This window comes from Paraburkholderia rhizosphaerae, assembly GCF_004366595.1.
GTDB lineage: Bacteria > Pseudomonadota > Gammaproteobacteria > Burkholderiales > Burkholderiaceae > Paraburkholderia > Paraburkholderia rhizosphaerae.
The window spans coordinates 141,492-165,617 of record NZ_SORE01000001.1 but is presented as its reverse complement, the minus strand read 5'-3'; the positions used below and the strand labels follow the sequence as shown (position 1 = coordinate 165,617).

The 24,126-nt window shown below is 62.8% G+C and carries 20 protein-coding genes; 7 read left to right on the top strand and 13 right to left on the bottom strand.

Features of this window, described 5'->3' with window-relative positions; all coding sequences use genetic code 11:
* Positions 1-3: 3 nt before the first annotated feature.
* Both BX592_RS00665 and BX592_RS00660 read right to left on the bottom strand, forming a co-directional pair.
* Entirely contained in the window at positions 4-1,014 is a 1,011-nt protein-coding gene (locus BX592_RS00665) for an ABC transporter substrate-binding protein (RefSeq protein WP_134189714.1), read from the bottom strand.
* Positions 1,015-1,451: 437 nt separating this feature from the next.
* A complete protein-coding gene (locus BX592_RS00660) occupies positions 1,452-2,210 on the bottom strand; it encodes a GntR family transcriptional regulator (protein ID WP_134189713.1) in 759 nt (252 codons plus the stop codon).
* Between the two features lie 200 nt (positions 2,211-2,410).
* Here BX592_RS00660 and BX592_RS00655 point away from each other — a divergent pair, with 200 nt between their 5' ends.
* The 4 genes from BX592_RS00655 (at position 2,411) to BX592_RS00640 (ending at position 6,622) form a co-directional block, all read left to right on the top strand.
* Positions 2,411-2,746, top strand: coding sequence for a UxaA family hydrolase (locus BX592_RS00655; protein WP_134189712.1), 336 nt, complete (start codon positions 2,411-2,413; stop codon positions 2,744-2,746).
* A 65-nt stretch (positions 2,747-2,811) separates the two neighbouring features.
* Positions 2,812-3,987, top strand: a complete 1,176-nt coding sequence (locus tag BX592_RS00650; protein ID WP_134189711.1) for a UxaA family hydrolase — start codon at positions 2,812-2,814, stop codon at positions 3,985-3,987.
* A 228-nt stretch (positions 3,988-4,215) separates the two neighbouring features.
* Entirely contained in the window at positions 4,216-5,556 is a 1,341-nt protein-coding gene (gene dctA, locus BX592_RS00645; RefSeq protein WP_134189710.1) for a C4-dicarboxylate transporter DctA, read from the top strand.
* A 64-nt stretch (positions 5,557-5,620) separates the two neighbouring features.
* Positions 5,621-6,622: an Ldh family oxidoreductase gene (locus BX592_RS00640; protein ID WP_134189709.1), complete on the top strand. Its 1,002-nt coding sequence runs from the start codon at positions 5,621-5,623 to the stop codon at positions 6,620-6,622.
* A 56-nt stretch (positions 6,623-6,678) separates the two neighbouring features.
* Here BX592_RS00640 and BX592_RS00635 read toward each other — a convergent pair whose 3' ends face one another.
* Together BX592_RS00635 and BX592_RS00630 are read right to left on the bottom strand one after the other, a co-directional pair.
* The gene (locus BX592_RS00635; RefSeq protein WP_166676281.1) at positions 6,679-7,671 is read right to left on the bottom strand and encodes a cytotoxic necrotizing factor Rho-activating domain-containing protein; all 993 of its coding nucleotides are present in this window, start codon (positions 7,669-7,671) and stop codon (positions 6,679-6,681) included.
* Positions 7,672-8,249: 578 nt separating this feature from the next.
* Positions 8,250-9,068 (bottom strand): SDR family NAD(P)-dependent oxidoreductase, encoded by an 819-nt coding sequence (locus tag BX592_RS00630; protein WP_134189707.1) that lies wholly within the window; start codon positions 9,066-9,068, stop codon positions 8,250-8,252.
* A 130-nt stretch (positions 9,069-9,198) separates the two neighbouring features.
* On the opposite strand from BX592_RS00630, the gene BX592_RS00625 reads away from it, so the two are divergent.
* Positions 9,199-10,137, top strand: a complete 939-nt coding sequence (locus tag BX592_RS00625; RefSeq protein ID WP_134189706.1) for a GlxA family transcriptional regulator — start codon at positions 9,199-9,201, stop codon at positions 10,135-10,137.
* Between the two features lie 117 nt (positions 10,138-10,254).
* On the opposite strand, the gene BX592_RS00620 is transcribed toward BX592_RS00625, so the two are convergent.
* Positions 10,255-11,676 carry an aldehyde dehydrogenase family protein gene (locus tag BX592_RS00620; RefSeq protein WP_134189705.1) on the bottom strand — a complete coding sequence of 474 codons (1,422 nt, stop codon included), beginning with the start codon at positions 11,674-11,676 and terminating at the stop codon, positions 10,255-10,257.
* 103 nt (positions 11,677-11,779) lie between these two features.
* On the opposite strand from BX592_RS00620, the gene BX592_RS00615 reads away from it, so the two are divergent.
* Positions 11,780-12,682, top strand: a complete 903-nt coding sequence (locus tag BX592_RS00615) for a LysR family transcriptional regulator (protein ID WP_134189704.1) — start codon at positions 11,780-11,782, stop codon at positions 12,680-12,682.
* A gap of 123 nt (positions 12,683-12,805) precedes the next feature.
* Here BX592_RS00615 and BX592_RS00610 read toward each other — a convergent pair whose 3' ends face one another.
* The 7 genes from BX592_RS00610 to BX592_RS00580 all read right to left on the bottom strand — a co-directional run bounded on the left by BX592_RS00610 (position 12,806) and on the right by BX592_RS00580 (position 21,145).
* Positions 12,806-13,855, bottom strand: coding sequence for a DUF2242 domain-containing protein (locus BX592_RS00610; protein ID WP_341802919.1), 1,050 nt, complete (start codon positions 13,853-13,855; stop codon positions 12,806-12,808).
* A 69-nt stretch (positions 13,856-13,924) separates the two neighbouring features.
* On the bottom strand, positions 13,925-15,052 hold the full coding sequence (locus tag BX592_RS00605; RefSeq protein ID WP_134189703.1) for a hybrid sensor histidine kinase/response regulator: 1,128 nt from the start codon (positions 15,050-15,052) through the stop codon (positions 13,925-13,927).
* 9 nt (positions 15,053-15,061) lie between these two features.
* Positions 15,062-15,685, bottom strand: a complete 624-nt coding sequence (locus tag BX592_RS00600) for a chemotaxis protein CheB (protein ID WP_134189702.1) — start codon at positions 15,683-15,685, stop codon at positions 15,062-15,064.
* Positions 15,686-15,731: 46 nt separating this feature from the next.
* The gene (locus BX592_RS00595) at positions 15,732-16,580 is read right to left on the bottom strand and encodes a CheR family methyltransferase (RefSeq protein WP_134189701.1); all 849 of its coding nucleotides are present in this window, start codon (positions 16,578-16,580) and stop codon (positions 15,732-15,734) included.
* 54 nt (positions 16,581-16,634) lie between these two features.
* Complete coding sequence (locus BX592_RS00590) at positions 16,635-20,291, bottom strand: response regulator (RefSeq protein WP_134189700.1); 3,657 nt, start codon at positions 20,289-20,291, stop codon at positions 16,635-16,637.
* 191 nt (positions 20,292-20,482) lie between these two features.
* Positions 20,483-20,827, bottom strand: coding sequence for a DUF4148 domain-containing protein (locus tag BX592_RS00585; RefSeq protein WP_134189699.1), 345 nt, complete (start codon positions 20,825-20,827; stop codon positions 20,483-20,485).
* A gap of 81 nt (positions 20,828-20,908) precedes the next feature.
* On the bottom strand, positions 20,909-21,145 hold the full coding sequence (locus BX592_RS00580) for a hypothetical protein (protein ID WP_134189698.1): 237 nt from the start codon (positions 21,143-21,145) through the stop codon (positions 20,909-20,911).
* A 297-nt stretch (positions 21,146-21,442) separates the two neighbouring features.
* Between BX592_RS00580 and BX592_RS00575 the strand changes: the two genes are divergently transcribed.
* Positions 21,443-22,171 (top strand): FadR/GntR family transcriptional regulator, encoded by a 729-nt coding sequence (locus tag BX592_RS00575; protein ID WP_134189697.1) that lies wholly within the window; start codon positions 21,443-21,445, stop codon positions 22,169-22,171.
* Between the two features lie 106 nt (positions 22,172-22,277).
* On the opposite strand, the gene BX592_RS00570 is transcribed toward BX592_RS00575, so the two are convergent.
* The gene (locus BX592_RS00570) at positions 22,278-24,020 is read right to left on the bottom strand and encodes an IlvD/Edd family dehydratase (protein WP_134189696.1); all 1,743 of its coding nucleotides are present in this window, start codon (positions 24,018-24,020) and stop codon (positions 22,278-22,280) included.
* Positions 24,021-24,126: the final 106 nt, after the last annotated feature.

The window sequence follows — 24,126 nt, the reverse complement described above, 5'->3', positions numbered from 1 at the left end:
TGGTCAGCTCCCTTGCTGCGATTGCCCGGTCGGAAAGAACATGTCTTTCCACGACGCCGGCTTCGTCTTGATGAGGCCGGTGCGTGCCATGAAGTCCGCGTATTTCACCGTGTTTTGTGGGGTGGTCGTGAACTGCACGTCAGGTGACGAGATCATTTTCTCGATGTCCTCGACGCTGCTCTTGTCCTTGCTGATGCGCAAATAAGCGAGCGCGGCCGCGTGCTTGTCCTTGTTGATCGACGCTTCGGCTTCGTCGAGCGCCGCGATGAACGCTTGGACGAGCTTCGGGTTCTGCTGATAGAACTGCGAGGTGCACCAGACAAGATTGAATGTCGATTTGCCGCCCAGCACATCATAGGAATTCACGACCGTATGCACATTTGAATGCGAGAGTTCCTGCTCCTGGAACGGCGGCGAACCGAAATGCGCGGTCACTTCGCTGCTGCCGGACAGCAGCGCCTGCTGTGCGTCCGGATGCGCGAGCGAGACGGTGTACTTGTCGAGCTGCCCCTGGTTGCCGGAGCCGAATGCCTTTTCCGCGGCCATTTGCAGCGTGATCGCCTGAATCGACACCTTCGCGGCCGGCAGGGCGATCTTGTCCTTGCCGGAGAAGTCCTTCACGGTTTTAACCGCGGGGTTCGTCGTGTTCAGCAACAGCGGCATCGAATTGATCGCGGCGAGCGCCTTCACTTCGAGCGGTGTGCCATGCGTGCGCGACCATAGCAGCACAAGCGGCGCGACGCCGCCGGACGCGATCTGCAGCGAATTGGACAGCAGCGCGTCGTTCATCACGTTGCCGCCGGCAAACTCGACCCACGATACCTTCAGGTTCGGCACACCCAGCTGCGCCGCGTGTTTTTCGAGCAGTTTCTGGTCCTGCATGATCATCAGCGGCAGATAGCTGACGCCGTACTGACGCGCGATCTTGATCTCCGACATGTCGGCGCGCGCGACAGTGCAGACTACCAGCGCGGCCAGCGCGGACAATACGACGGCGATTTTGCGAAAGCTCATTGCTCGACACTCCTTGCGAGAGGAACGGCACGGCGGATCGTTAGAAATGTTTCCGGGAACGGAGCGGCGCAGTATGAGTCGCCAATATTAAGGATTCGTTGCGGCGCCGCGAGAAAGTGGGCGACACGAACGGATGCGTTGCCCGGAAGAACTGGCCGCAAGGCAGTGCGGAGGGCGGAAAGACAGAGTGTGCATCGTGAGGGTCTCCTAATGCCGGCCTTCTCGCGCAAGGCATCGTGCGGCCGGTTTTGATTGCAGCGAACTCTATGCGTGCGTGGCCGACAGTCCCCGACTGTCAATCCCACTGTTCCAGCGACTGCGTGTACGGCTCATAACGACGACTGCTTTATGATTTAAATCATCTGTATGAGTAGCGAGTGTAGGTGATCGCTTCAACGATTGCAAATTACCAGATCGGGATTGCTCTTGCCGTCGCGTCATAAAGGTTCGTCATGCGACGCTGACGCGCCCACATATTCGTAGTGCTCGGTATTGACGTGGGAAATACGCAGCTCGACCGGCACCTGATGATACGAATACGCAATACGCCGGATCTCGAGGATCGGCGCACCGGGTGTCACGCCGAGCAGCGCGCTTTCCACTTCATCCGCGCGTGCGACGCGCACACGTTCATCGGTGCCGACCACATTGATATGAAAAACGTCCTGATAAAGGTTGTACAGCGTGCTCGGCCGGTCGCGCAGTGTCGCTTCGGTCAGCCCCGGAAAATGTGATTCGGGCACCGTGATGTTCTCGGTCATCACCTTTTCCCCGTGTAGCGCGAGCTGGTTCAAGAACGTGAAAACGCGCGCGCCGGTTTCGATATTGAGCAGTTGCGCCACGTCGCGCGTGGCCTTCGCCTTCCTGAACGACACGAGGCTCACCGTCGGATAAGTCTTGTCGCCATCCGCTCGCACGACCCGGAAAAAGCGGAAGAAGTGCCGGTCGCGCTGATGCTGTGCAACGAATGTGCCGAGGCCCTGATGACGTACGAGGATGTTGTCCGCGACCAGTTCGTCGATGGCCTTGCGCAACGTACCGATCGACACGCCGAAGCGCTCGGCGAGGCGTTTTTCCGAAGGAATGGTCTCGCCGCCTTTCCATTCATGCGCGGCAAGCGCCGCAAGCATCGCGTTCTTCACTTCCTTGTAGCGAATGCCGCCAATGGCGGGGGTACCGATCGTCAGCGTGTTCATGGCTCTTGCCCCTTGTCACTTTTCTCGCAGCAGCCCGGCATGCAACCTCGTTGTCAGAAAACCTGCCGGGAATTCTACTTCATGCGGCTCATTGAACACATATAGATGATATGGTTGACACATGCAATCCCGCCGCCTAAGATGGGTTGCACGGACGACACAACGCGCCGAACCGGTTCAACCACCCTGGAGACACTTCGATGAGCAACGCCGCATCAGCCGCGCCGCAACAAACCGGCAGCGGGGCAAAGAGAACGATTCACATCGTGCTGCATGAAGCGAAAGACACCGTCGGCGTCGCGGTGGTGGAAGGGATCAAGGCGGGCACGCAACTGAACGCGTGGATCATGGACGATGACGAGGTCATTACGGTGGCCGCGAAGCAGGATATTCCGATCGGTCACAAGGTCGCGCTGAAAGATATGGCTGTGGGCGACACGGTGTTCAAGTATGGCGTCGATATCGGCAAGGTGGTGGCGCCGATCAAGGCGGGTGAGCACGCACACGTGCACAACATCAAGACGAAGCGCTGGTAACCGCGGTTGATAACCGCCGCCGGTAACCCACTGCGTTCCCACCATCCAGGACATCGAGACCTACCATGAGCGTAATTGACAAGAACACCACTTTCCGCGGCTATCGCCGTGACAACGGCCGCGTCGGCGTGCGTAACCATGTGATCATCCTGCCGGTCGACGACCTGTCGAATGCAGCTGCACAAGCGGTCGAAAACAACATCAAAGGTACGATGGCGCTGCCGCACCCGTACGGCCGTCTGCAATTCGGCGCCGACCTCGACTTGCATTTCCGCACGCTGATCGGTGCGGGCAGCAACCCGAATGTCGCGGCGGTCGTGGTAATCGGCATCGAGGAAGGCTGGACCAAGCGCGTGGTCGACGGCATTGCGAAGTCGGGCAAGCCGGTCATGGGCTTCGGCATCGAACTGCACGGCGACCACGACACCATCATGCGTGCGTCGAAAGCCGCGAAGGAAATGGTGCAGTACGCCACCTCGCTCGATCGTGTCGAGTGCCCGATCTCGGACCTGTGGGTGTCGACCAAATGCGGCGAATCCGATACGACGTCCGGCTGCGGCGCGAACCCGACGGTCGGCAGCGCATTCGACAAGCTGTATGGCCTCGGCACCACACTCGTGTTCGGCGAAACGTCGGAACTGACGGGCGGTGAGCAGATCGTTGCCGCGCGCTGCGCGAACGACAAGGTGCGCGAGCGCTTCCAGTTCATGTTCGACCGCTATCAGGACATGATCAACCGCTGGAAAACCGATGACCTGTCCGAATCGCAGCCGACCAAAGGCAATATTGCCGGCGGCCTCACGACGATCGAAGAAAAGGCGCTCGGCAACATCCAGAAGATCGGCAAGAAGTGCATGATCGACGGCGTGCTCGATAAAGCCGAAGCGCCGACGCATTCGGGTCTGTGGTTTATGGATTCATCGTCGGCGGCCGCGGAAATGGTCACGCTGTGCGCGGCATCCGGCTTTGCGGTGCACTTCTTCCCGACCGGCCAGGGCAATGTGATCGGCAATCCGATCGTGCCGGTTATCAAAATCTGCGCGAACCCGCGCACGGTACGCACGATGAGCGAGCATATCGACGTCGACGTGTCGGGCCTGCTGCAGCGCGAGCAGAACCTCGATCAGGCCGGCGACAAGCTGCTCGAATCGATGATGGCGACGATCAACGGTCGCTGGACGGCCGCTGAAACACTCGGCCACCGCGAATTCGTGCTGACGCGTCTGTTCGAAAGCGCGTGATCTGCAAGCGGTGCGGCGCGCTCCAATGCGCCGCACCGCTTCGCCAAGGCGCCTCTCGCACCGCCTCTTTGCATTCGTCGTCGCTCAATCCATACATATATAAACGCAGTTTCGCAGCAGTGCGCGCGCAACGCGTAGTCCTTCACAACGTACAAGGGTCCACAGGCCCGGCACGCGGCGCGGCATTGTCCTTTCCAGCAAGCAGCAGCGAGTGGAGGAGACACCATCTTGCGCGTGCTACGACATCTCTATGTTCAAGTCCTGATCGGCCTTGCGGCCGGCATTATCGTCGGTTACTTCGTGCCGGATATCGGCGTGCAAATGAAGCCGCTGGGCGATACGTTCATCCGCCTTATCAAGATGCTGATCACGCTGGTGATCTTCTGTACGGTATCGATCGGCATCGCGCGGATGGAATCGCTGAAGCAGGTGGGCCGTGTCGGCCTGAAGACGATCGTCTACTTCGAAATCGTGACGACCATCGCGCTCGTGATCGGACTCGTCGTTGCCAATGTGCTGCATCCGGGCGCGGGTTTGAATATCGATCCGAAATCACTGGACCCGCATGCAGTCGGACATTACGTGACCGAAGTGCACAATGAGGCCTCCAGGAATTTCCTCGAGCAGATTGTGCCGAACTCGGTGATCGGCGCATTCGCACGCGGCGATCTGCTGCAGGTGCTGCTGTTCTCGGTCCTGTTCGGTGTTGCGCTTTCGCTGAGTGCGCGTCGCAGCCGCTTTCTCGCGCGCGTGATCGAGCAAACCAGCGATGCGTTGATGACCATCGTCGAAATGATCATGCGGCTCGCGCCGCTTGGCGCATTCGGCGCGATGGCATTCACGGTCGGCAAGTACGGCATTACGACGTTGCAGCAGCTCGGTTTGCTGATCCTATGCTTCTACGTGACGAGCATTCTCTTCATTGTGCTGGTGCTGGGCACGATCTGCCGCTGGGCTGGCGTCGGGCTGTGGCCGCTGCTCAAGTATCTGCGCGAGGAATTGCTAATTGTGCTCGGCACGTCGACCACCGAATCGGTGCTGCCCCGCCTGATGGAAAAGCTCGAGCGGCTCGGCTGCCCGAAGACAGTCGTCGGTCTTGTGTTGCCGACCGGCTACTCGTTCAACCTTGACGGCGCGGCCATCTACCTGACGATGACCTCGCTTTTCATCGCGCAGGCGACCAACACGCATCTGACGCTGTGGCAGCAACTCGGCCTGCTCGCGGTGCTGATGCTGACGTCGAAGGGCGGCGCGGGCGTGGCGGGCGCCGCGCTGGTTGCGCTTACCGCTACACTGTCGACGCACAATATCATCCCGGTTGCGGGCATTACGCTGATTCTCGGCATCGATCGCGTGCTGAACGAAATCCGCGCAATTGTTAACATGATCGGCAATGCGGTGGCAACGATCGTGGTCGCTCGCTGGGAGGGCGCATTCGATGCGCGCGCTGCTCGCGAGTTTCTCGCGGCGCCGCGAAAAGATGTCTTACGCGACGAACCCGAAGCGCAAAAAACGGGTGACGTGGAAGACGGTGCGCCGCCGGCCTTTGCGCGCGAACATTCGAATTGACAGGGCGGGGCGTTGCGGCCGGTTTCGGCGCGCCCCGGCCGCAACGTGAAAAAGGAATCCTGCCATGACACGTGTTTCACCCGATGCATTGCTTGCGCTCGCAACGAGTGCCGTCGAACGGACCGGCGCACCGCACGAGACCGCGGTCGCGACCGCGCGGGCCCTCGTTTATGCGGATGAGCGCGGTTTGTCGTCGCACGGCGTCGCGCGTTTGCCGATGTATATCGCGCAACTGCGCAACGGCCGGGTCGATCCGCACGCGCGGCCCGCGGTGATCGCATCGCGCAACGCTGCGGTGCTCGTCGATGCAGCGGACGGCATGGCGTTTCCCGCGTGCGCGCTCGCGATCGATACATTGATTACCCGTGCGCGCGAACACGGCAGTGCGGTTGCGAGCGTCACGCGCAGCCATCACTTCGGCGTCGGTGCGTACCACCTCGAAGCGCTCGGCGCGGCGGGGCTGGTCGGTCTCGCGTTCAGCAATGCGCCGGGTGCGATGCCGGCATGGGGCGGACGTCATCCGCTGTTCGGCACGAATCCGATTGCAGCTGTGTTTCCGCGTCGCCGGGGCGAACCGCTGATCATCGACCTGTCGTTGTCGCAGGCCGCGCGCGGCAAGATCATGATTGCCGCGCGCGACGGCAAGCCGATTCCCGAAGGCTGGGCCACGACGCGCGACGGCGTGCCGACCACCGACGCAAAAGCCGCGCTCGACGGCATGGTGCTGCCGTTCGGTGGCGCGAAGGGCGCGATGCTGGCATTGATGGTGGAACTGCTGGCTGCCGCGCTGGCCGGCGCGAATTTCGGGTACGAAGCAGGATCGTTCCTGACCGAGGAAGGCGAGCGTTCACGCATCGGTCATCTGTTCTGGGCGGTCGATCCCGGCGCGCTGGCGGGCAACGACCTGTACCTGTCGCGCGTCGAGGCGCTGATTGAAAGCCTGTTGCAGGACCCGGAGGTGCGCTTGCCCGGCCAGCGTCGCCATGGTCTCGCCGACGCCGCAAATCGCGATGGCATCGATATTCCGGATTCGTTGCTTGCGCAACTTCAAACGCTCGCGAGCTAGTTCGCGGACCACCCCGCGTGCTCGAAGCAGGCGTTCCGTGGCCGGGCCGCATGTCGTTACGATTGCTTCGATCGCTCAACGGTGTACGACGTCGTCGCGCCGTAGGTTGACCGGTAGCGGAAACCGACCGAGCCGCCGTGTAAATCCAAAGTTTGCATGCTGTCCAGCTTGCCTCTTTCCCCAAGCACCTGGACGGTGACCTGACCGCTCGGGTCTTTCGATATCACGGCTTCCGCTGTGCCCACACTGCGCACGTCGCCGGGCTCGAAATAGCTGAATGTCATCATATGTGACGGGTTTTCCGGGTCGCCCGCCGTCGTATGCAACGGCGCGTCGATGCGCTCGTCAAGCGGCTTGCGGCCCGGTTCGGCCGAGTACTCGCCGTTATAGATCAGCGCCGAAAACGGGTGTTGCCGGGCGATGGAAACCAGTTCTCCGGCACCGGAATGCGCGGTGGTCCACCCGTCGTGTCCTGAGTGCATCGCACGGTACGCATTCGCGATACTTCGCGCACCGTCCTCAGATACGCTCCAGCGCGGATTGTTCGACGATGCGCCCGCATGGTACGCATAGAAGCCGTGGCGATCGGCGGCAAACAGCATCGTGCTGCCGCGCATCGGTCCCCCGGTGACGATAATCGTCGAGCCGGGCCGTATCTGACCGAACGGCAGCATCATCGCGGTCGTGCCGTCCTTTCCGGCGCCGAGCTTGAGGATGTCTGTTCCGGAAAGTTGAGCAGGCGTGCTGGCCCAGCCTCTTCCCATGTACGCCTTGGCCTCGGGTACGTACGAAGTCGCGTCGGTGCCTTTGCCGAATGCGACGACGTCCCGCCGCGCGCGATAGTCCGTCTTGTCGATCAACGACGGCGTACGCACAGCCGTTTCGCTGCTGTCGTTCCGGTAAAACCTCAGCGGTGCCCCGAACTGTTTGATGCGGGCGGTATCCGCAGCGGCATCGCCGGTGGGCGTCAGGTTGATCGGTCCTTCGCCTTGCAGGCGTTTGAGCGTGGTTATTCCCTGTTTGACCTGCAGATGCGGATCGACGGGCACCGTTGTGTCGACGACGGATACGGGGCTGACAGGTCGCTTGACGACCTGTCGCACCGGTGGTGCCGGCGGGCGCTGCGTTGGGGCCCGCGAATTGTCCCAATGACGATCGGTTTTCTTTTTTCTTTGGAATTGCGTTTGCAGCAGCCAGACTTTTTCCGGAGCCTGTGGGTTCTTCCTCGGTGCGCCTTGCGACACGGGGCCAAGGTATGTGCGTGTGACGCCGGTGTCGGTCGATGGCGTCTTATCCTGCGCGCGTGGAGGAGCGGAAGACGTTTGCGGATACACGGGCGGGGGCTTGGGGTTGGCTTTCCGTCGATGACGGCTTTCTGTCTTCGCCGCAGAGCCCGATATCGTTTCGTCCGGTTGTGTGATTGGCCACGGCTGCGAAGCGGTCGACGATATCGGGTTCATGTCGTTCTCCGTATCAAACAGGGAATTGGGGCAATGCATGCATGCGAACCGATTCTACGGAGTGGGGCTTCGAGCTTGTGATACTTGCCTATGTTTGCGAACCAGGCCAATCGAAGCCAGCGCCGCGACGGTCAATGACAGTCGCGGCGCTGTAACTCACCGCTGCACTATTCGGCTTGCGCGGCTTCAGTCACGTGAAAACGCGCGGCCGGCGTGCTGCGCGACAGATTCGGCATCAACGCCTGGCGAGCGGATTCGAACCGGTTCCAGTCGGCGACATCGGGCAGCGACGGGATCGTGATCGTCTCGCCCTGGTCGAAACCCGCGAGCGCAGCGTCGACCATATCGCCGGCGTCCATCACGATTTGCTCGGGCAGATTTTCAACGGGCTGGCCGGCGATGTCCCAGAACGCGGTGCGCGTTGCGCCCGGCAGCACCGCTTGCGCGCGCACGCCTTTGTCGGCCAGTTCATGGCGCAACGACTGCGTGAGTGCGACGACAAAAGACTTCGTACCGCCATAGACGCCATTCAGAATTTCCGGCGCGACACCGGCGATCGACGCGATATTGATGATGCTGCCGCCGCCGCGCGCAACGAACGCGGGCGCAATCGCATACGTGAGACGGGTCAATGCGATGACGTTCAGCCGGATCATTGCTTCCATCGTATCGACGTCGGAATTCAGCAGCGGCAAGGCGGCGCCAAGGCCGGCGTTATTGACCAGCAACGTGATGCTCGCGTCGGTCCGCAGTACGTTCTCGACGCGACGAAGATCTTCATTGTTCGACAGATCCGCGGTGACGATTTCCACCGAACGGCCTGTTTCGTTCGTGATGCGCGTGGCCAGTTGCTCGAGGCGTGCGCGGTTGCGGGCGACGACGATCAGATCGTAGCCGCGCCGTGCGAGGCGTTCGGCGTAGGTCGCGCCGATCCCCGTCGATGCACCGGTGATAACGGCAGTTCCTTTGAAAGGCGTGTTCGACATGTCAGGCTCCAGAGAGTGAATGGTTTCGTTTCAAGGCGATGCGTTGCTGCATGTCCCGAAGATTAAGTGCATACTCACATGTCGGCAATGTCGTAGTTGCAACTTTTTAGGACATCGGTGGGGGATCGTTATGCTGCGTTTGGGAATCGTGCTGTTCCCGGGGTTTCAGATGATGAATCTGTCGGTGCTGTCCGTGTTCGAGTTCGCAAACCGGGTCGTGGAGGAACCGTTGTATGACCTCGTGCTGCTTTCTGAAAACGGTGGGGCGGTGCAGGGGTCGTCGGGCTTCGCCGTCACGACGCAGCCGTTCGACGATAGCCAGTTCGACACGCTGATCGTCGTCGGAGACAACGACGCATTGCTGTCGCCGCCCGCGGTCGTTGCGTTTCTGAAGCGTTCGGCGCCGAATGTGCGGCGCATTGGCTCGACGTGTACCGGCGCGTTCAATCTGGCGGAAGCCGGACTGCTTGCCGGGCGGCGCGCGACGACCCACTGGTTTTTCGCGGAGAAGATGCGGCGCGACTATCCGGACGTGAAAATGGAAGAGGACCGGATTTTCATCATCGACGGACCGGTGTGGACGTCGGCCGGTATGAGTGCGTGTGTCGATCTGGCGCTCGCGCTGGTCGAAAAGGATGCGGGCGTGGAGGCCGCGCGGACCGTCGCGCGACAACTCGTGCTCTACCACCGGCGCGCCGGCGGGCAGTCGCAGTTTTCAGCGCTGCTGGATCTGGAGCCGAAGTCGGATCGCATCCAGAACGCGCTGAATTATGCGAAGCAGAACTTGCAGGCGGAACTGTCGGTCGAGGAACTGGCGGGCGCCGCGCATCTGAGTCCGCGGCAGTTTACGCGCGCGTTTCGCGCGGAAACGGGGCAGACGCCGGCCAAGGCAGTGGAGCGGCTGCGCGTGGAAGCGGCGCGGCTGATGCTCGAAAGCGGCCGGCACGGTGTCGACGTCGTGGCGCACGAGACCGGCTTCGGCGATCGGGAACGGATGCGGCGTGCGTTCCTGCGCGCGTTTGGACAGCCGCCGCAGGCGATCGCGAGGACGATGAGGAACTTGATATGACGCGTGAGCGCGGCGCAGCACCTGATCGCGCGTGGCATCCGCCGGGCGCTGCAGATTACATAGCGCTTGCGGTGCAATCTACAGCGGCAGGGTGTTTGATGGCGATGGCGCCGCGCCCTAAACCACCCCCATCACTGCCTTCGGCTCGAGATAAGCCTCCAACCCCAGCGTCCCGCACTCGCGGCCGATGCCGGACTGCTTGAATCCGCCGAACGGCACGGCCGGGTCGTGCGTGATCGCGTTGATCATCACGCGGCCCGCGTCGATGCGCGCGCCGACCTCACGTGCCCGTGCCGGATCGGACGACACCACGTAAGCCTGCAATCCATAGGTCGTATCGTTTGCAATGGCGATTGCGTCTTCCAGATCGCGATACGCAATGATCGACAGCACCGGTCCAAAAATCTCTTCTCGCGCGATGGTCATATCGTTGCTCACACCGGTGAAAACAGTCGGCCGCACGAACCACCCCGATTCCATTCCATCTGGCCGTCCCTCGCCACCGGTCAGCAAACGCGCGCCTTCCTCGGTGCCGAGCCGGATATAGCGTTGCACGCGGTTCCACTGCTTCTCGCTGACCATCGGCCCGATCACGGTCGCCGGATCGCGCGGGTCGCCCGATTGCGTCTTTTCCGCCGCCGCTCGGATTAGCACCTCGAATTCCTCGACACGCTGTTGCGGCACCAGAATGCGCGTGCCCGCGATACAAGCCTGGCCGTTGTTCATGAATCCCGCCTGTAAAGCGAGCGGAGCCGCCTCGGCGAAATTCGCGTCATCGAGCACGATGAACGGCGATTTGCCGCCCAGTTCCAGCGTGATCCGCTTCAGCGTCTCAGCGCCGGCGCGCAGGATCGCCTTGCCGACCGCCGTCGAGCCGGTGAACGAAATCTTCGCGACGTCCGGATGCGCGCTGATCGTCGCGCCCACCACGTCGCCGCGGCCGGTGACGATATTGAACACGCCGGTCGGCAAGCCCGCCGCGTGCAGCGCCTCGGTGACGATTTGCGTTTGAATGGCGCTCATTTCACTCGGCTTGATCACGGCCGTGCAGCCTGCCGCAATCGCGGTCGCGAGCTTGTTGGCGATGAAGCCCGCATTCGCGTTCCACGGCGTGATCATGCCGGCGACGCCGACCGGCTGCATCACGACTTCACTCGCGTTGATGCGCCGCTTGAAGTCATATTGACGCAACGTGTTCGCGGCTTCGAGGACCACGCTAGATGCGTAGTTCGCCATCCAGCGCGCGCGCGAAACCGGCGAGCCGTATTCGTCGATGATCGCCTCCGCGAGATCGTCCTCACGTGCTGCGAGCGCATTGGCCATGCTCTGCAGCAGATCGAGCCGCTCGCTTTTGCCGGTCCGCGAAAACGACGCGAACGCACGCCTGGCGGCGGCGATCGCGCGATTCGCATCGTGTTCGTCCGCGAGACGCACGCGCCCGATTACCTGCTCGGTCGCGGGGTTGAACAGGTCGAACAGTTCTTCGCCGTGCGGCGTGACGAACGCTCCGTCGATATAAATCCGGTCGATGTGCTGCATGAGGTCAAAGCTCCTGAAGTTTCTTACGGCTACCAAGATAGTTCCGGTCCGTTGGCCTGACTAGCCATATAATCAAGGATGTGCTGTTGAACTAATCGGGACAATGGAAACCTCCGGCCTGGGCGAACTCGAAGCGGTCTTAGCTGTCGCGCGGCACCGGAGTTTCCGGGCGGCGGCGACCGAACTCGGCGTATCGAAGTCGGCGCTGAGCCATGCGGTGGCGGCGCTCGAGGCGCGCATCGGCGTGCGGCTTTTCAATCGGACCACGCGCAGCGTGTCGGTGTCCGAAGCCGGCGCGCAGTTTGTCGATAGCATTGCGCCCGCGCTATCGGCGATCCGCACAGCGCTCGAACAGGCGGGCAGCCACCGTGATACGCCGTCCGGCACTTTGCGTATCAACACATCCGCGGGCGCGGCTCGCCAGGCGATGCCGATCTTTATCGAATTCCTGCGCCGCTACCCGGAAATGAAGCTCGATGTGGTCACCGAGGGCCGGATGATCGACATCGTCGTCGAAGGTTTCGATGCCGGTATCCGGCTCGCGGAAGCGGTGCCGCAGGACATGATCGCGGTGCCGCTCGGCCCGATGTTGCGGTTCGCGGTGGCGGCGAGCCCTGCGTATTTCGAGCAGCATCCCGCGCCGCGCACGCCGGCCGATCTCGCCGCGCATCGCTGCATTCGCACGCGGATGCCGAGCGGCGCGATTTATCACTGGGAGTTCGAGCGGCACGGCGAGGCGTTCGCTGTCGAAGTAAAAGGCGTGATCACGCTGGACGATCCCGAGCTGATGCTTTCAGCCGCCCGTGCGGGCTTAGGCCTCACCTACCTGACCGAATGGACTGTCGGTCCGGATCTGAAGGCGGGCACACTGCAACGCGTGCTGGAAGATTGGACACCGCCGTTTGACGGTCTGTGCTTGTACTATCCGGGGCGGCGTCATGTGCCGGCGGCGCTGCGGGTGCTGATCGAGCTGATTCGCGAGCATTCGGCGGCGGCCGGCGCGTAGTTGCGCGAGGCCGCGCCTAAGCGGAGCGTGGCTGGCTGAACGGTGACTGAGCAATGACTGAGCGACGTCCGCGCGATGCCCGGGCGATCTCCGGGGCCGCGAGCGCTAAGCGCTGCTTTGCGCTCACTGCGCGTGCGGCACGTTCGCTGGACTGGACGCGGGCGAAGCCGCGACCGCGCGCTCAAAAGCCGGTTCGAGCAGCGGGGTTGCCGCACCGGGGGAGCTCACCACAGTGTCGGACGCCGCAACGGCGGGCGTTGCGCTTGCGATTGCGCCGACTGACTCGCTGGCTTGCGCCGCGGCAGCCTGCGCGGTAGCCGCAGCCGTCGCCGTGTGCGTGACCGCCGCAGCCGTCGTCGTCGCGGTGGCGGACGCCGCAATGGGCGCGGCCGTCACAGGCAGCGCCGCAGCCGGCGAAGCGCTCACAGGAAGCGTCGCGACAGGAGCCGGAACTACGGTGGCAGGCGCAGCGACGAGCGCGGGCGCCGGCAGCGGCAACGGATCGCCCGGCAGTGCCTTTGTGTCGATCGATTCGCCCGGTATTGGCGCACTGCGCACTGTCGTCTGCAGATATCGTCCGACGAGATCGAAGAAGCGGTCGTAGAACGTTCCCGCCGGAATCGTCTCGCTCGAGATCTTGACCATCGCATCGCTATTCGAGCGAATCGGCAGCGACAGCGAGCCGAGTATGCTCAGGCCGACACTGGCCGACGTGTCGCTTTTCTTCAGCGCATAGCCGTTTTGCACGGCGTTCACATAAACGACGCTCGAGTTCGCGGCATTGTCGCCGGCTGTGCAGACGACGTGAAATTCGACCGTGTAATGCGTATCGCTGGCCGGCTGGAAATTCTTCGTTGCGTCGACGGTATCGGGCCGCGCGAGCGTCGTCATGTAACCCTGGCTGAGCAGCGCGCGCCGCGCCGACTCGCACGCCTCCGCGCTCGACACGTCGAACGTGCGCATGAACGGACTCGCATCGGTGCTCAGGAACTCATCCTGCAACTTCGGTTTGGGCGCCGATGAGCACGCGGCAAGCGCGACGGCGAGCCCGGGCAGTAGCGCGAGCGCGAATCGTGATGAACGGGTGAGCATGTTGAAAGAAGGCAGACTGCAAAACACGCGACGCAAGCGCGCGGCAATATCGCGCAGCACATCGAACGGACCGGCAAGCATTGTAGTGCGGTTCGCGCGCGCAAGGTTAAACCGCGCGTTTTTGCAACGCTGGCTTGCGCGGACTTCCGGTTAGCGGGATACGCCGTGCATTGCGGTGCGCGGCAGCTCGATGCTGAACACGGTGCTGTGTTCCCCATCCGATGTGCCGTGGACCTTCCCGCCATGCATGTGCACGATCGTACGCACGATATGCAGGCCGAGTCCGAGTCCCTCGCGGGGGCGATCGCCCGGGCGGCGCCGATCCGTCGTCGTGCCGAATGCTTCGAACAGATGCGGCATTACGGCCGGCGGGATCGCACCGCCATTCGTAATCTTCAGCGTAATGCGCGCCGCGTCGCTGCCGTCGATGTCGACGGCGATGCCGCCGTCCGGCGTGCCATGATGCAACGCATTGCTGATCAGATTCGAAATGGCCTGCCACAGCAGATCGGTGTCCCAATCGCCGCTGCAATCGCCGCGCGCATCGAGCGCGATCCGCTCAACACCTTCCTGCGTCGCGAATTCTTCGACTACCGATCGGCACAGCGCCGCCAGATCGGTCGGGCGCGGCGCGAGCGGCAGGCGGCCGCCTTGCAGCCGCGCGAGATTCAACAGCTGATGCACCATCCGCGACATGCGCAGCGCGCTGTTCCTGATGCGGTTCGCGACCGTGCCGGCCTGTTCGTCGGCGGCGTTGCGCGCGAGGTATTCGGCCGACGCGAGCACGGTGCCCAGGGGCGTGCGCAGATCGTGACCGAGCACGGCCATTAGCATTTCATTCGATTCGAGCAGTTGCCGTGTCGCGAGCAACTGGTCGGCGAGCTGACGCTTGTGCTGCTCGAGTTGCACGAACACATCGACTTTCGATTGCAGAATGCGCGGATCGACCGGCTTGTGCAGAAAATCGACCGCACCTGCTTCGTAGCCGCGAAACGTGCGAGACGCGTCTTCCGTGGTCGCGGTCAGAAAGATGATCGGCACGTGCGATGTGCGCGGGCTGCCCCGCATCAGCGATGCGAGTTCGAAGCCATTCATGCCGGGCATGTTGACGTCGAGAATCGCGAGCGCGGCATCGTGTTTGAGCAGCAGATCCAGCGCCGCGGTCCCTGAATTCGCGACCAGCACCTGAATGCCCGGCCGCGACAACAGCGCTTCGAGCGCGGTGATGTTATGTGCGATGTCGTCGACGATCAGGATGTTGACTGATGGATGCGCCATGGCCTTGTATTACGTGGAGGCCTGCAACGCGGCGAGCCGCTGGGCCATGAGAGTGGGAGAAAGCACGTCGTCGACCGCTCCCCGAGCGATCGCGGCGCGCGGCATCGTGGCCGAGCTTGCCGTTTGCGGGTCCTGCACCCATGCAACGCCACCCATCGCACGGATCACTGCGAGGCCGTGCGCGCCGTCGTCGTTGGCGCCCGATAGCAGGATGCCGAGCAGCCGCGACGCGTACGCGTGCGCAGCCGATTCGAATAGAACGTCGATCGACGGCCGCGAAAAGCGCACCGACGAATCCACCGACAACGCGATCGTCCGGTCGTCATCGACCAGCATGTGATAGCCGGGCGGCGCGACATGCACGCGCCCCGAGACCACTGGTTCGCCGGAATCCGGTTCGATGACCGGCAGCGCACAGCGGTAGCTGAGCGTTTCGAGCAGATAGCTGGGCGAGTCGGCGGGCAGGTGCGATACCACCAGCACGGCCAGCGCGAAATCGGCGGGCAGTGCGGCCAGCAACAGGCTCATCACTTCGGTGCCGCCTGCTGATCCGCCGAGCACGAGCGCGTCGAACGCACACACTGAACCGGACGCTGACGGCGGGTCGGCGGCGCTGGCTCGATCGTCTCGCATAAATGTTCTCTCCGGTCGATAGTAGAGGGTGTCATAGGCGCCGCGTTTAGCGCTTCTGATAGATCCGTTCGTGTTCGCGAAACTCTTCGAATCCGCTGTAATGGTTCGAATAACGCAAGCTTTCCTTACTGCCGAGCCCTAAAAACCCGCGCCGCACGAGCGACCGCTCAAACAGTCCGAGCGCGCGGTCCTGCAAGTCGCGGTCAAAATAGATCAGCACATTGCGGCACGACACCAGATGCGCTTCGAGAAACACTTCATCGGTCGACAGGCTGTGGTCGGCGAATACGACCCGTTCTTTCAGCGAGCCGGCGAAGCGCGCACCGCCATACGCCGCGTGATAGTAGTCCGACAACGAACGCTTGCCGCCTGCCGCAAGATAGTTGCGGGTGAAGCCGGCGACCCGGTCGAGCGCGTAAATGCCCGCTTCGGCGCGCGCAAGCGCATCCGGATTGATATCCGTCGCGTAGAACAGCGTACGTTCGGTTAGCCCTGCCTCGTCGAACAGAATCTTCAGCGACCACAACTCCTCGCCGCTGCTGCAGCCGGCCACCCAAACCTTGATCGACGGATAGGTTTGCAGCAACGGCAGCACGTGCTCACGCAGCGCACGAAAGTATTGGGGGTCGCGAAACATATCGCTGACCTGCACCGTCAGGTAATGAAAAAGCCGGCTGAAATCCGTTTCGCTGCGGATGATCCGGTCCTGCAACTGCGAAAGCGTGAGCACGCCGAATTCTTCGAGCGCCTGACTGAGCCGGCGCCGCAGCGACGACATCGCATAGTTCCGGAAGTCGTGCTGATACTTCAGGTAGATCGCTTCGAGCAGCAGCGTCAACTCAATGTCGAAATCGCGCATCTGCTGCGGTGATTGCTCGTAGGACGAACGGGTCATCGGGTTCGGCTCCATGCCGCGTTTCATATGCGCCGGTTACACGGTTTCACGCGCCTATCGCTGGCGCAGCCAGACGCGGCACAGCGAGATCAGCTTGTCGACGTCGATCGGCTTCGAGATATAGTCGTCGGCACCCGCTTCAAGGCAGCTCAACCGGTCGTGCGCCATCGCTTTCGCGGTCAGCGCGATCACGGGCAAATGCGCGAAGTTCGGATTCGCGCGAATCTGCGCGGTCGCCGTCAAGCCGTCCATCTCCGGCATCATGATGTCCATCAGCACGAGGTCGACGTCGACGCCTTTTTCGAGCAGATCGAGCGCCTCGCGGCCATTGCGGGCAATTTCCAGCTTCGCGCCGAGCGGTTCGATCACATGCGACAGCGCGAAGATATTGCGCACGTCGTCTTCGGCGAGCAGGATCGTGCGGCCTTCAAATGCATTGTCGCGTTGACGCACGGTGCGCAGCATGCGCTGCTGTTCCGGCGCCAGCGACGATTCGACGCTGTGCAAAAACAGCGTCACTTCATCGAGCAGTCGTTCCGGCGACTTCGCCCCCTTGATGATGATCGACTTCGAATAGCGCCGCAGCCGGTGCTCTTCGTCGCCGGAAAGCATGCGTCCGGTGTAGACGATCACGGGCAACGTCTGCAGCGTCGCGTCGGCAGCCATCCTTTCCAGCACGTCGTAGCCAGTGCCGTCCGGCAGCGCCAGATCGGTGACCACACAATCGAATCGCGTACTGTCGAGCTGCTCGAGCGCTTCCGCAAGCGTGGCGACGGCGACGATTCCGGTGCTTTCGCTTTGCAGGAGCGCGCGAATGCTTTCGCGCATCGCGTGGTCGTCTTCGATCACGAGCACGCGCTTCATACGCTGCTGCAGGCGCGTTTCGAGGCGGCGGATCGCAGCCTCGAGTGTGGTGCGCGCGGTGGGCTTCGATGTGTAGCCGACTGCGCCCAGATGCAGCGCTTTTTCCGCGTGATCGGTCGCCGACACGATATGGATCGGAATATGCCGCGTCGCCGGATCGTTCTTCAGCCATTCGAGGACGGTTAAGCCCGAACGGTCCGGCAGGCCGACGTCGAGTAGCACCGCGGTCGGCTGCATGTCGCGCACCATCGCGACCCCGCTCGCCGCGTCGGTCGCGTGCACGAAATCGAAGTCGAGCTCGTGCGCGAGGTCGCGCAGGATTTCGGCGAACGCCGGCTCGTCCTCGATCGCGAGAATCAGTCGGTTGCTGTGGCTGCGGCGATTGCGGTCGTCGTCGACTGGTTGCGGCGGTGGCTCCGCCCTGAGGCCGCCCGCCGCGCGAGCCGGGCGAGCGGCCCGCGGTTCGTTGATACGCAGGCTGGCAGACGAGGGCGACGGAGCCGATGCGCTGGCCGCGCTTTCCCGCGACGTGGGCGCGTCTCGCGACGCGGCCCGTGCGAGTGCCGCGGGAACGTGGGTCGCGCCCTCCGCGGCGGGCACCGCATGCAAACTGCCAGAACTTGTCGGCGCGGCTTGCGCCACTTCATGCGAGGCCTGCGCCGAAAACTCGGTGGGCAGCCAAACGGTGAACACGCTGCCGCGGCCCGGCTCGCTGACCACGCTGATGCGCCCGCCGAGCAGCCGCGCGAATTCGCGCGAAATCGACAGGCCAAGGCCACTGCCGCCATAGTGACGGCTGGTCGAACCGTCCGCTTGCTGGAACGCGTCGAAGATCATGTCCAGCTTGTCCGCGGCGATGCCGATGCCGGTGTCGCGCACATCGATGCGCAGCGTGCCTGGTTCTTCCGCGGCGATGTCGAGTGCGACTTCGCCTTGCTCGGTGAACTTCAGCGCATTCGACAGCAGATTGCGCAGAATCTGCGTGAGGCGCTGGCCGTCGGTCACGATAATTTCCGGCGCGCCGGGCGCGCGTTGCGCGGAGAACTGCAGATGCTTTGCCGCCGCCATCGGCTCGAACATTTCGCGCAGCGACTGCAGCAGCGCGTCGATCGGTAGCGCAGCCGGCTCGATCGCGATCTGTCCGGCTTCGACCTTCGACAGATCGAGGATGTCGTTGATCAGTACGAGCAGGTCGCTATTCGATGCGTGGATGGTCTCCGCGTAACGCACCTGTTCGTCGGTCAGGTTGCCATTGCGGTTTTCCTGCAGCAGCCTCGCGAGAATCAGCGAGCTGTTGAGCGGCGTGCGCAGCTCGTGCGACATGTTCGCGAGGAATTCCGACTTGTAGCGGCTCGATTGTTCGAGTCGCGCGGCGTTTCTCGCTAGTTCGTCCTGCGCGTTGAGCAGGTCGGCCTTTTGCCGTTCGAGCCGCTGCGCGTATTCCTCGAGCTGGACGTTGGTCTGTTCAAGCTCGGCTTGCTGCGCTTCGAGCCGCGTCTGCGATTCGGCTAGCGCGTGGCCGCGTTCTTCGAGCCCTTCATTCGACACGCGCAGCTCTTCCTGCTGCACCTGCAATTCTTCATTGAGCTGTTGCGTCTCGGCGAGTGCGTCCTGCAAGCGCTCGCGATACAGCGCTGCTTCGACGAAGTCGCCCATGCTGTTCGACACCAGCTGCAGGAATTCCTGGTCGCGCGCGGTCGCCGCGCGCATAAAGCCCATTTCGACGATGCCATTTACCAGACCATCGTTTTCGATCGGCTGCACGATGACACTAGCGGGCGCGCTCGCGCCGGTGCCCGACACGACCTTGACGTAATTGTCGGGCACCTGTTGCAGCACGATGGTCCGACGCGAAGCGGCGGCCTGGCCAACGAGGCTTTCGCCCTCGTGAAAGTTGCGCGTGGCCTGTTCGCTTTCCGCGCTGAAGCCGTAGGTGGCGATGCGTCGCAATTCGCCGTTGACGCGGTCGCGCACATAAAGCGCCGCGACTACGACGTCCAGGTACTGCGCAAGGAATTCGAGTATCGCGCGTCCGACCAGCGGCGACGTCGCCTGGCCGACGACCTTATCGGCGAGCAGCCGCTGGCCCGAACGTAGCCAGATCTGCTGTTGCAGCTGTTGTGTATGCGCGACCTGCTGCTCCAGCACCGCATCGTAGTTGGCGGACAGGTTGAGCAGATCGCGGCGTCCGCGAAACGCCAGCAATGCGCTGATGCACACGCTGAATACGAGGAACACGGCGACGGTCGTTCCGGTCAGGCTGCGTGCCGCATCCGCGCGCTGCTGCCGCAGCGTTAGCTCGATCTGCAGAAATTCGCCGAATATCCGGCGCGTCTCGTCGAATTCGGCCTTGCCGCGCCCGGCGGCGACTTCGTCGGTGACGTCCTGATCTTTACGCTTGAGGTCGATCATCTGCTGCGCGTACGCGTTCCAGCGCGCCTGAACGATCTGAATACGCTTCAGGCGGTCGATCTGCTCAGGGTTGTCGGACACAAGGCCGGTCAGCTCCGCGATCTGCGCCTGGAATCGCGGCTGGCCAGCCTGAAACGGCGCGAGAAATGCGTCGTCGCCGGTCAGCAGAAAGCCGCGCAGCGAGGATTCGCGGTCGACTGCGAGACGCATCAGTTCATTCGCGTCGCCGATCACGCGCTCCGAGTGCTCGACCCAGTTCACCGTCGACACAAGGTACGCGATCAGTGCGACGAATACGGCGATCATCGCGAACCCGACGGTCAGCGGCAGCGCGATATTGCGCCGGATGATGCGCCGGAAGTGAGTGCGGTCGACGGTGGCGACGGCTGCTGCCCGGTCGGGTTTCCCGTCTGCTTGCTTTAATGGAGTCGGCATTTTTGACTGGAATCGCTGCGCCTTTCGGATTGTCGTCTACCGGGGCCGGATGCGGCAATGCAACGAACGAAACCCCGCCATCAAGCGTCGGAAGTATCACATAGACGCTCCGCTCGCGTGTATTTGGAGCGCAGCGCTGTCACCGGTTCGACAGCCAACTGACCGTATGAAATGGGCGCGCTGCGCGTTGGCTACTGGCTTGCACCCAGGCCAATTCCAGCCTTTTTCTGAGCATTCTGCAGGTCTTGCGGGTAGTGCGGATCGTCGCGACCGGGCGAATAGCCGGAATCTTCAAGCTGTTTGAGCTCGGCGTTGCGCTTGGCGCGCGCTTCCTTGCGCGCCTCTTTTTGCGCGGCCTTGCGTTGCGCTTTGGTCTGGCTCGCGGCGGCCGCCGGCGGCGTGGCCGGCTGCATCGCGGCGCCACCTGGCGAAGCGTTGGTCTGCGCGTCCTGAGCAACGGCGTCTGCTGCTATACCGGCCGCGAGCGCGGCGCCGGCAATCAATACCGCCAGCTTGTGGAGAGACGAGATTTTCATTGAACATCGTCTGTTGAACGCCCGGTGTGCGGGGAGCGTGGCCGCACCTTCATTCCGTCCAATGCGCGGTTCGTGCCGCGCCTACTTGCTGCTGTCCGATGACGAAGTGTCGAATGCCTTCTTGCACAGCGGCGATAGTTGGTCATAGTGCTGCTTCATGCACGCTTCGATCTTCTCCCTGTTCGGAATTTCCGATGAGCACAGCCGGAACGCATCGCTCCTGCATGCCTTGTCTTCCTCTTTCTGCGATGCCGCAAGCGTCACGCTGCTTCCCGTGGCAATAAATGCCAGCAGTACAGCGAAGAATTTTCGTTTCATCGTCGTGTCCTCGCTAAAAAGCCGGGTTATCTTCGGCTTCATCTTCCGCTATGCTGACAAAAAAGCAAGAAGCGAACCTGACGATTGCAACGGCGCTGCGGCAATACGCTGAACGAGCGGGGTGCGTAGGCCAGGTAACGCACGCTTGTACCGACATTGAACTGCGGGCGATACGCGTAGCACATGCTATGCTTGCTGAGCCCCGGCGGGCTGTCTGTTATGTGGCCCACGGCGCTTCCGCCGCAACCCGCTCCGCGCACAAAAGTCCGCCCTCCGCGGCTTCGAATACAAACGGCAATGGACTATCGGCATCTCCAGCAACGAAAAAGCATGCACGCCCGGATCGTGCAGGAACTCGGCATCGAGATCGTCAGCGGACGGTTGAAGCCGGGTGAGCGGCTGCCGGCTGAGGCTACGCTATGTGAACAGTATGGTGTGAGCCGCCCGGTATTGCGCGAAGCGACACGCGTGCTGGTCGCGAAGGGGCTGGTCATTTCGAAGCCGCGCGTCGGAAGCATCGTGCGCGTGCGTGAAGAGTGGCACATGCTCGACCCGGACGTGCTGTACTGGACGCTCAACAACATCCCCGAAGGCGAGTTCTTTCACGCGCTGATGACAGTGCGCCGCATCATTGAACCGGCGGCGGCCGCGCTCGCGGCGACTGCGGCGACCGATGAAGACCTTGAACGAATCGGTTCGGCATACGACCGGATGGAACACGCGCAGAACGCCGGCGCACTGCTCGAGCCGGACCTGGAATTTCACCGCGCGATCATGGCTGCAACGCACAACGACATGCTCGCGTATATCGGCAACATGATGTCGCTCGCACTATCGGAGTCGATCAAGCTGACGAGCCGTCACCCGGATACGCATGCGTTGTCGCTGCCGCGCCATAAGGCCATTCTGACCGCGATCCTGAATCGCGACGCACTCGGCGCGCGGCAGGCGAGCCTCGTGCAGCTCGAGAATGCGCGAGCCGATGCCAATTCCATTCTTGGGGTGGCAGCGCGCGGCCTCGGCTAAGTCGCGAGCGCGCGCTGGTGGGCAGGTGCTTGCCGGCGCAACCATCGCGCCGGCTTCATGCAGAAAGTGATGAAGCCACAAAGGGCCTGACGGCCCTGTTACGTGCCTAGTGCGAATGCGACGGAACTTCCGCGCCGCGGCAGCCAACCAGGAAATCGAAGTCGCAGCCCTCATCGGCTTGCATCACGTGCTCGACATACAGGTTGCGATAGCCGCTCGCATCCTTCGGATTGCGCGTCTGTGTTTCCTTCCATTCAGCGAGGCGCGCCACCATTTCCTTGTCATCGATATCGACGTGCAGCCGGCCTGCTTCGCAATCGAGCTCGATCCAGTCGCCGTTACGGACCACAGCCAGCGGACCGCCCGCGCGCGCTTCCGGCGCGACGTGCAGCACCACGGTGCCGTATGCGGTGCCGCTCATCCGCGCGTCGGATACCCGCACCATGTCGGTCACGCCCTGCGCGAGCAGCTTCGGCGGCAGGCCCATATTGCCGACTTCAGCCATGCCCGGGTAGCCCTTCGGGCCACAGTTCTTCATCACGAGCACCGAGTCCGCGGTGACATCGAGATCTGGATCGGCGATGCGCTTTTTGTAGTCGTCGAAGTTCTCGAACACCACCGCGCGGCCGCGATGCTTGAGCAGCGCGGGGGTGGCCGCCGACGGCTTGAGCACCGCGCCATTCGGCGCGAGGTTGCCGCGCAGCACGCACAGGCCGCCATCGGAAACCAGCGGCTTGTCGAGCGGACGGATCACTTCGTCGTTGTAGTTCGGCGCTTCCTTGACGTTCTCCCACAGCGTGCGGCCGTTGGCCGTCAGCGCGTCCGGATGCGGCAGCAGACCGGCTTCGCCGAGACGGCGCAGCACCGCGGGCAGACCGCCCGCGTAATAGAACTCTTCCATCAGGAAGCGGCCCGACGGCTGCAGGTCGACGATTGTCGGCGTGCCACGGCCGATGCGCGTCCAGTCGTCGAGCGCGAGATCGACGCCGATGCGCCCGGCAATCGCCTTCAGGTGAATGGCCGCGTTGGTCGAGCCGCCGATCGCCGCATTCGCGCGGATCGCGTTCTCGAAGGCTTCGCGCGTGAGCAGCTTCGACAGCCGCAAGTCTTGCAGCGCCATCTCGACGATACGCATGCCGGACAGATGCGCGAGCACATAACGCCGTGCGTCGACCGCGGGGATCGCCGCGTTATGCGGCAGCGTCACGCCGAGCGCTTCGGCCATGCACGCCATCGTCGACGCGGTGCCCATCGTGTTGCAGGTGCCGGCCGAACGCGACATGCCCGCTTCGGCGGACATGAACTCATGAATCGAAATCTTGCCGGCCTTCACCTGCTCGGACAGTTGCCACACGACGGTGCCCGAACCGATGTCGCGGCCATGATGCTTGCCATTGAGCATCGGGCCGCCGGTCACCAGAATGGCCGGCACGTCGCAGCTCGCCGCGCCCATCAGCAGCGCGGGCGTGGTCTTGTCGCAGCCGGCGAGCAGCACGACCGCGTCGATCGGATTGCCGCGGATCGACTCTTCGACGTCCATGCTCGCGAGGTTGCGCGTGAACATCGCGGTGGGCCGCAAGTTCGACTCGCCATTCGAGAACACCGGGAATTCGACCGGGAAGCCGCCCGCTTCGTACACGCCGCGCTTCACGTGCTCGGCGAGCTTGCGGAAGTGTGCGTTACACGGCGTGAGTTCGGAGAACGTATTGCAGATGCCGATGATCGGCTTGCCTTCGAATTCGTGGTCCGGGATGCCCTGGTTTTTCATCCAGCTGCGATACATGAAGCCGTTCTTGTCGGCCGTGCCGAACCACTGGGCCGAGCGGAGCTTGCGGGGTTGATCAGTCATGGTGTTCCATTCGAATTTGGGCGATATAGTAATACTATATTCGATGCGAGCCGACGAAGCCAAGCGTGACTGTAGCCAGACTTTTCACTATGGCGGCGGCGGGCGA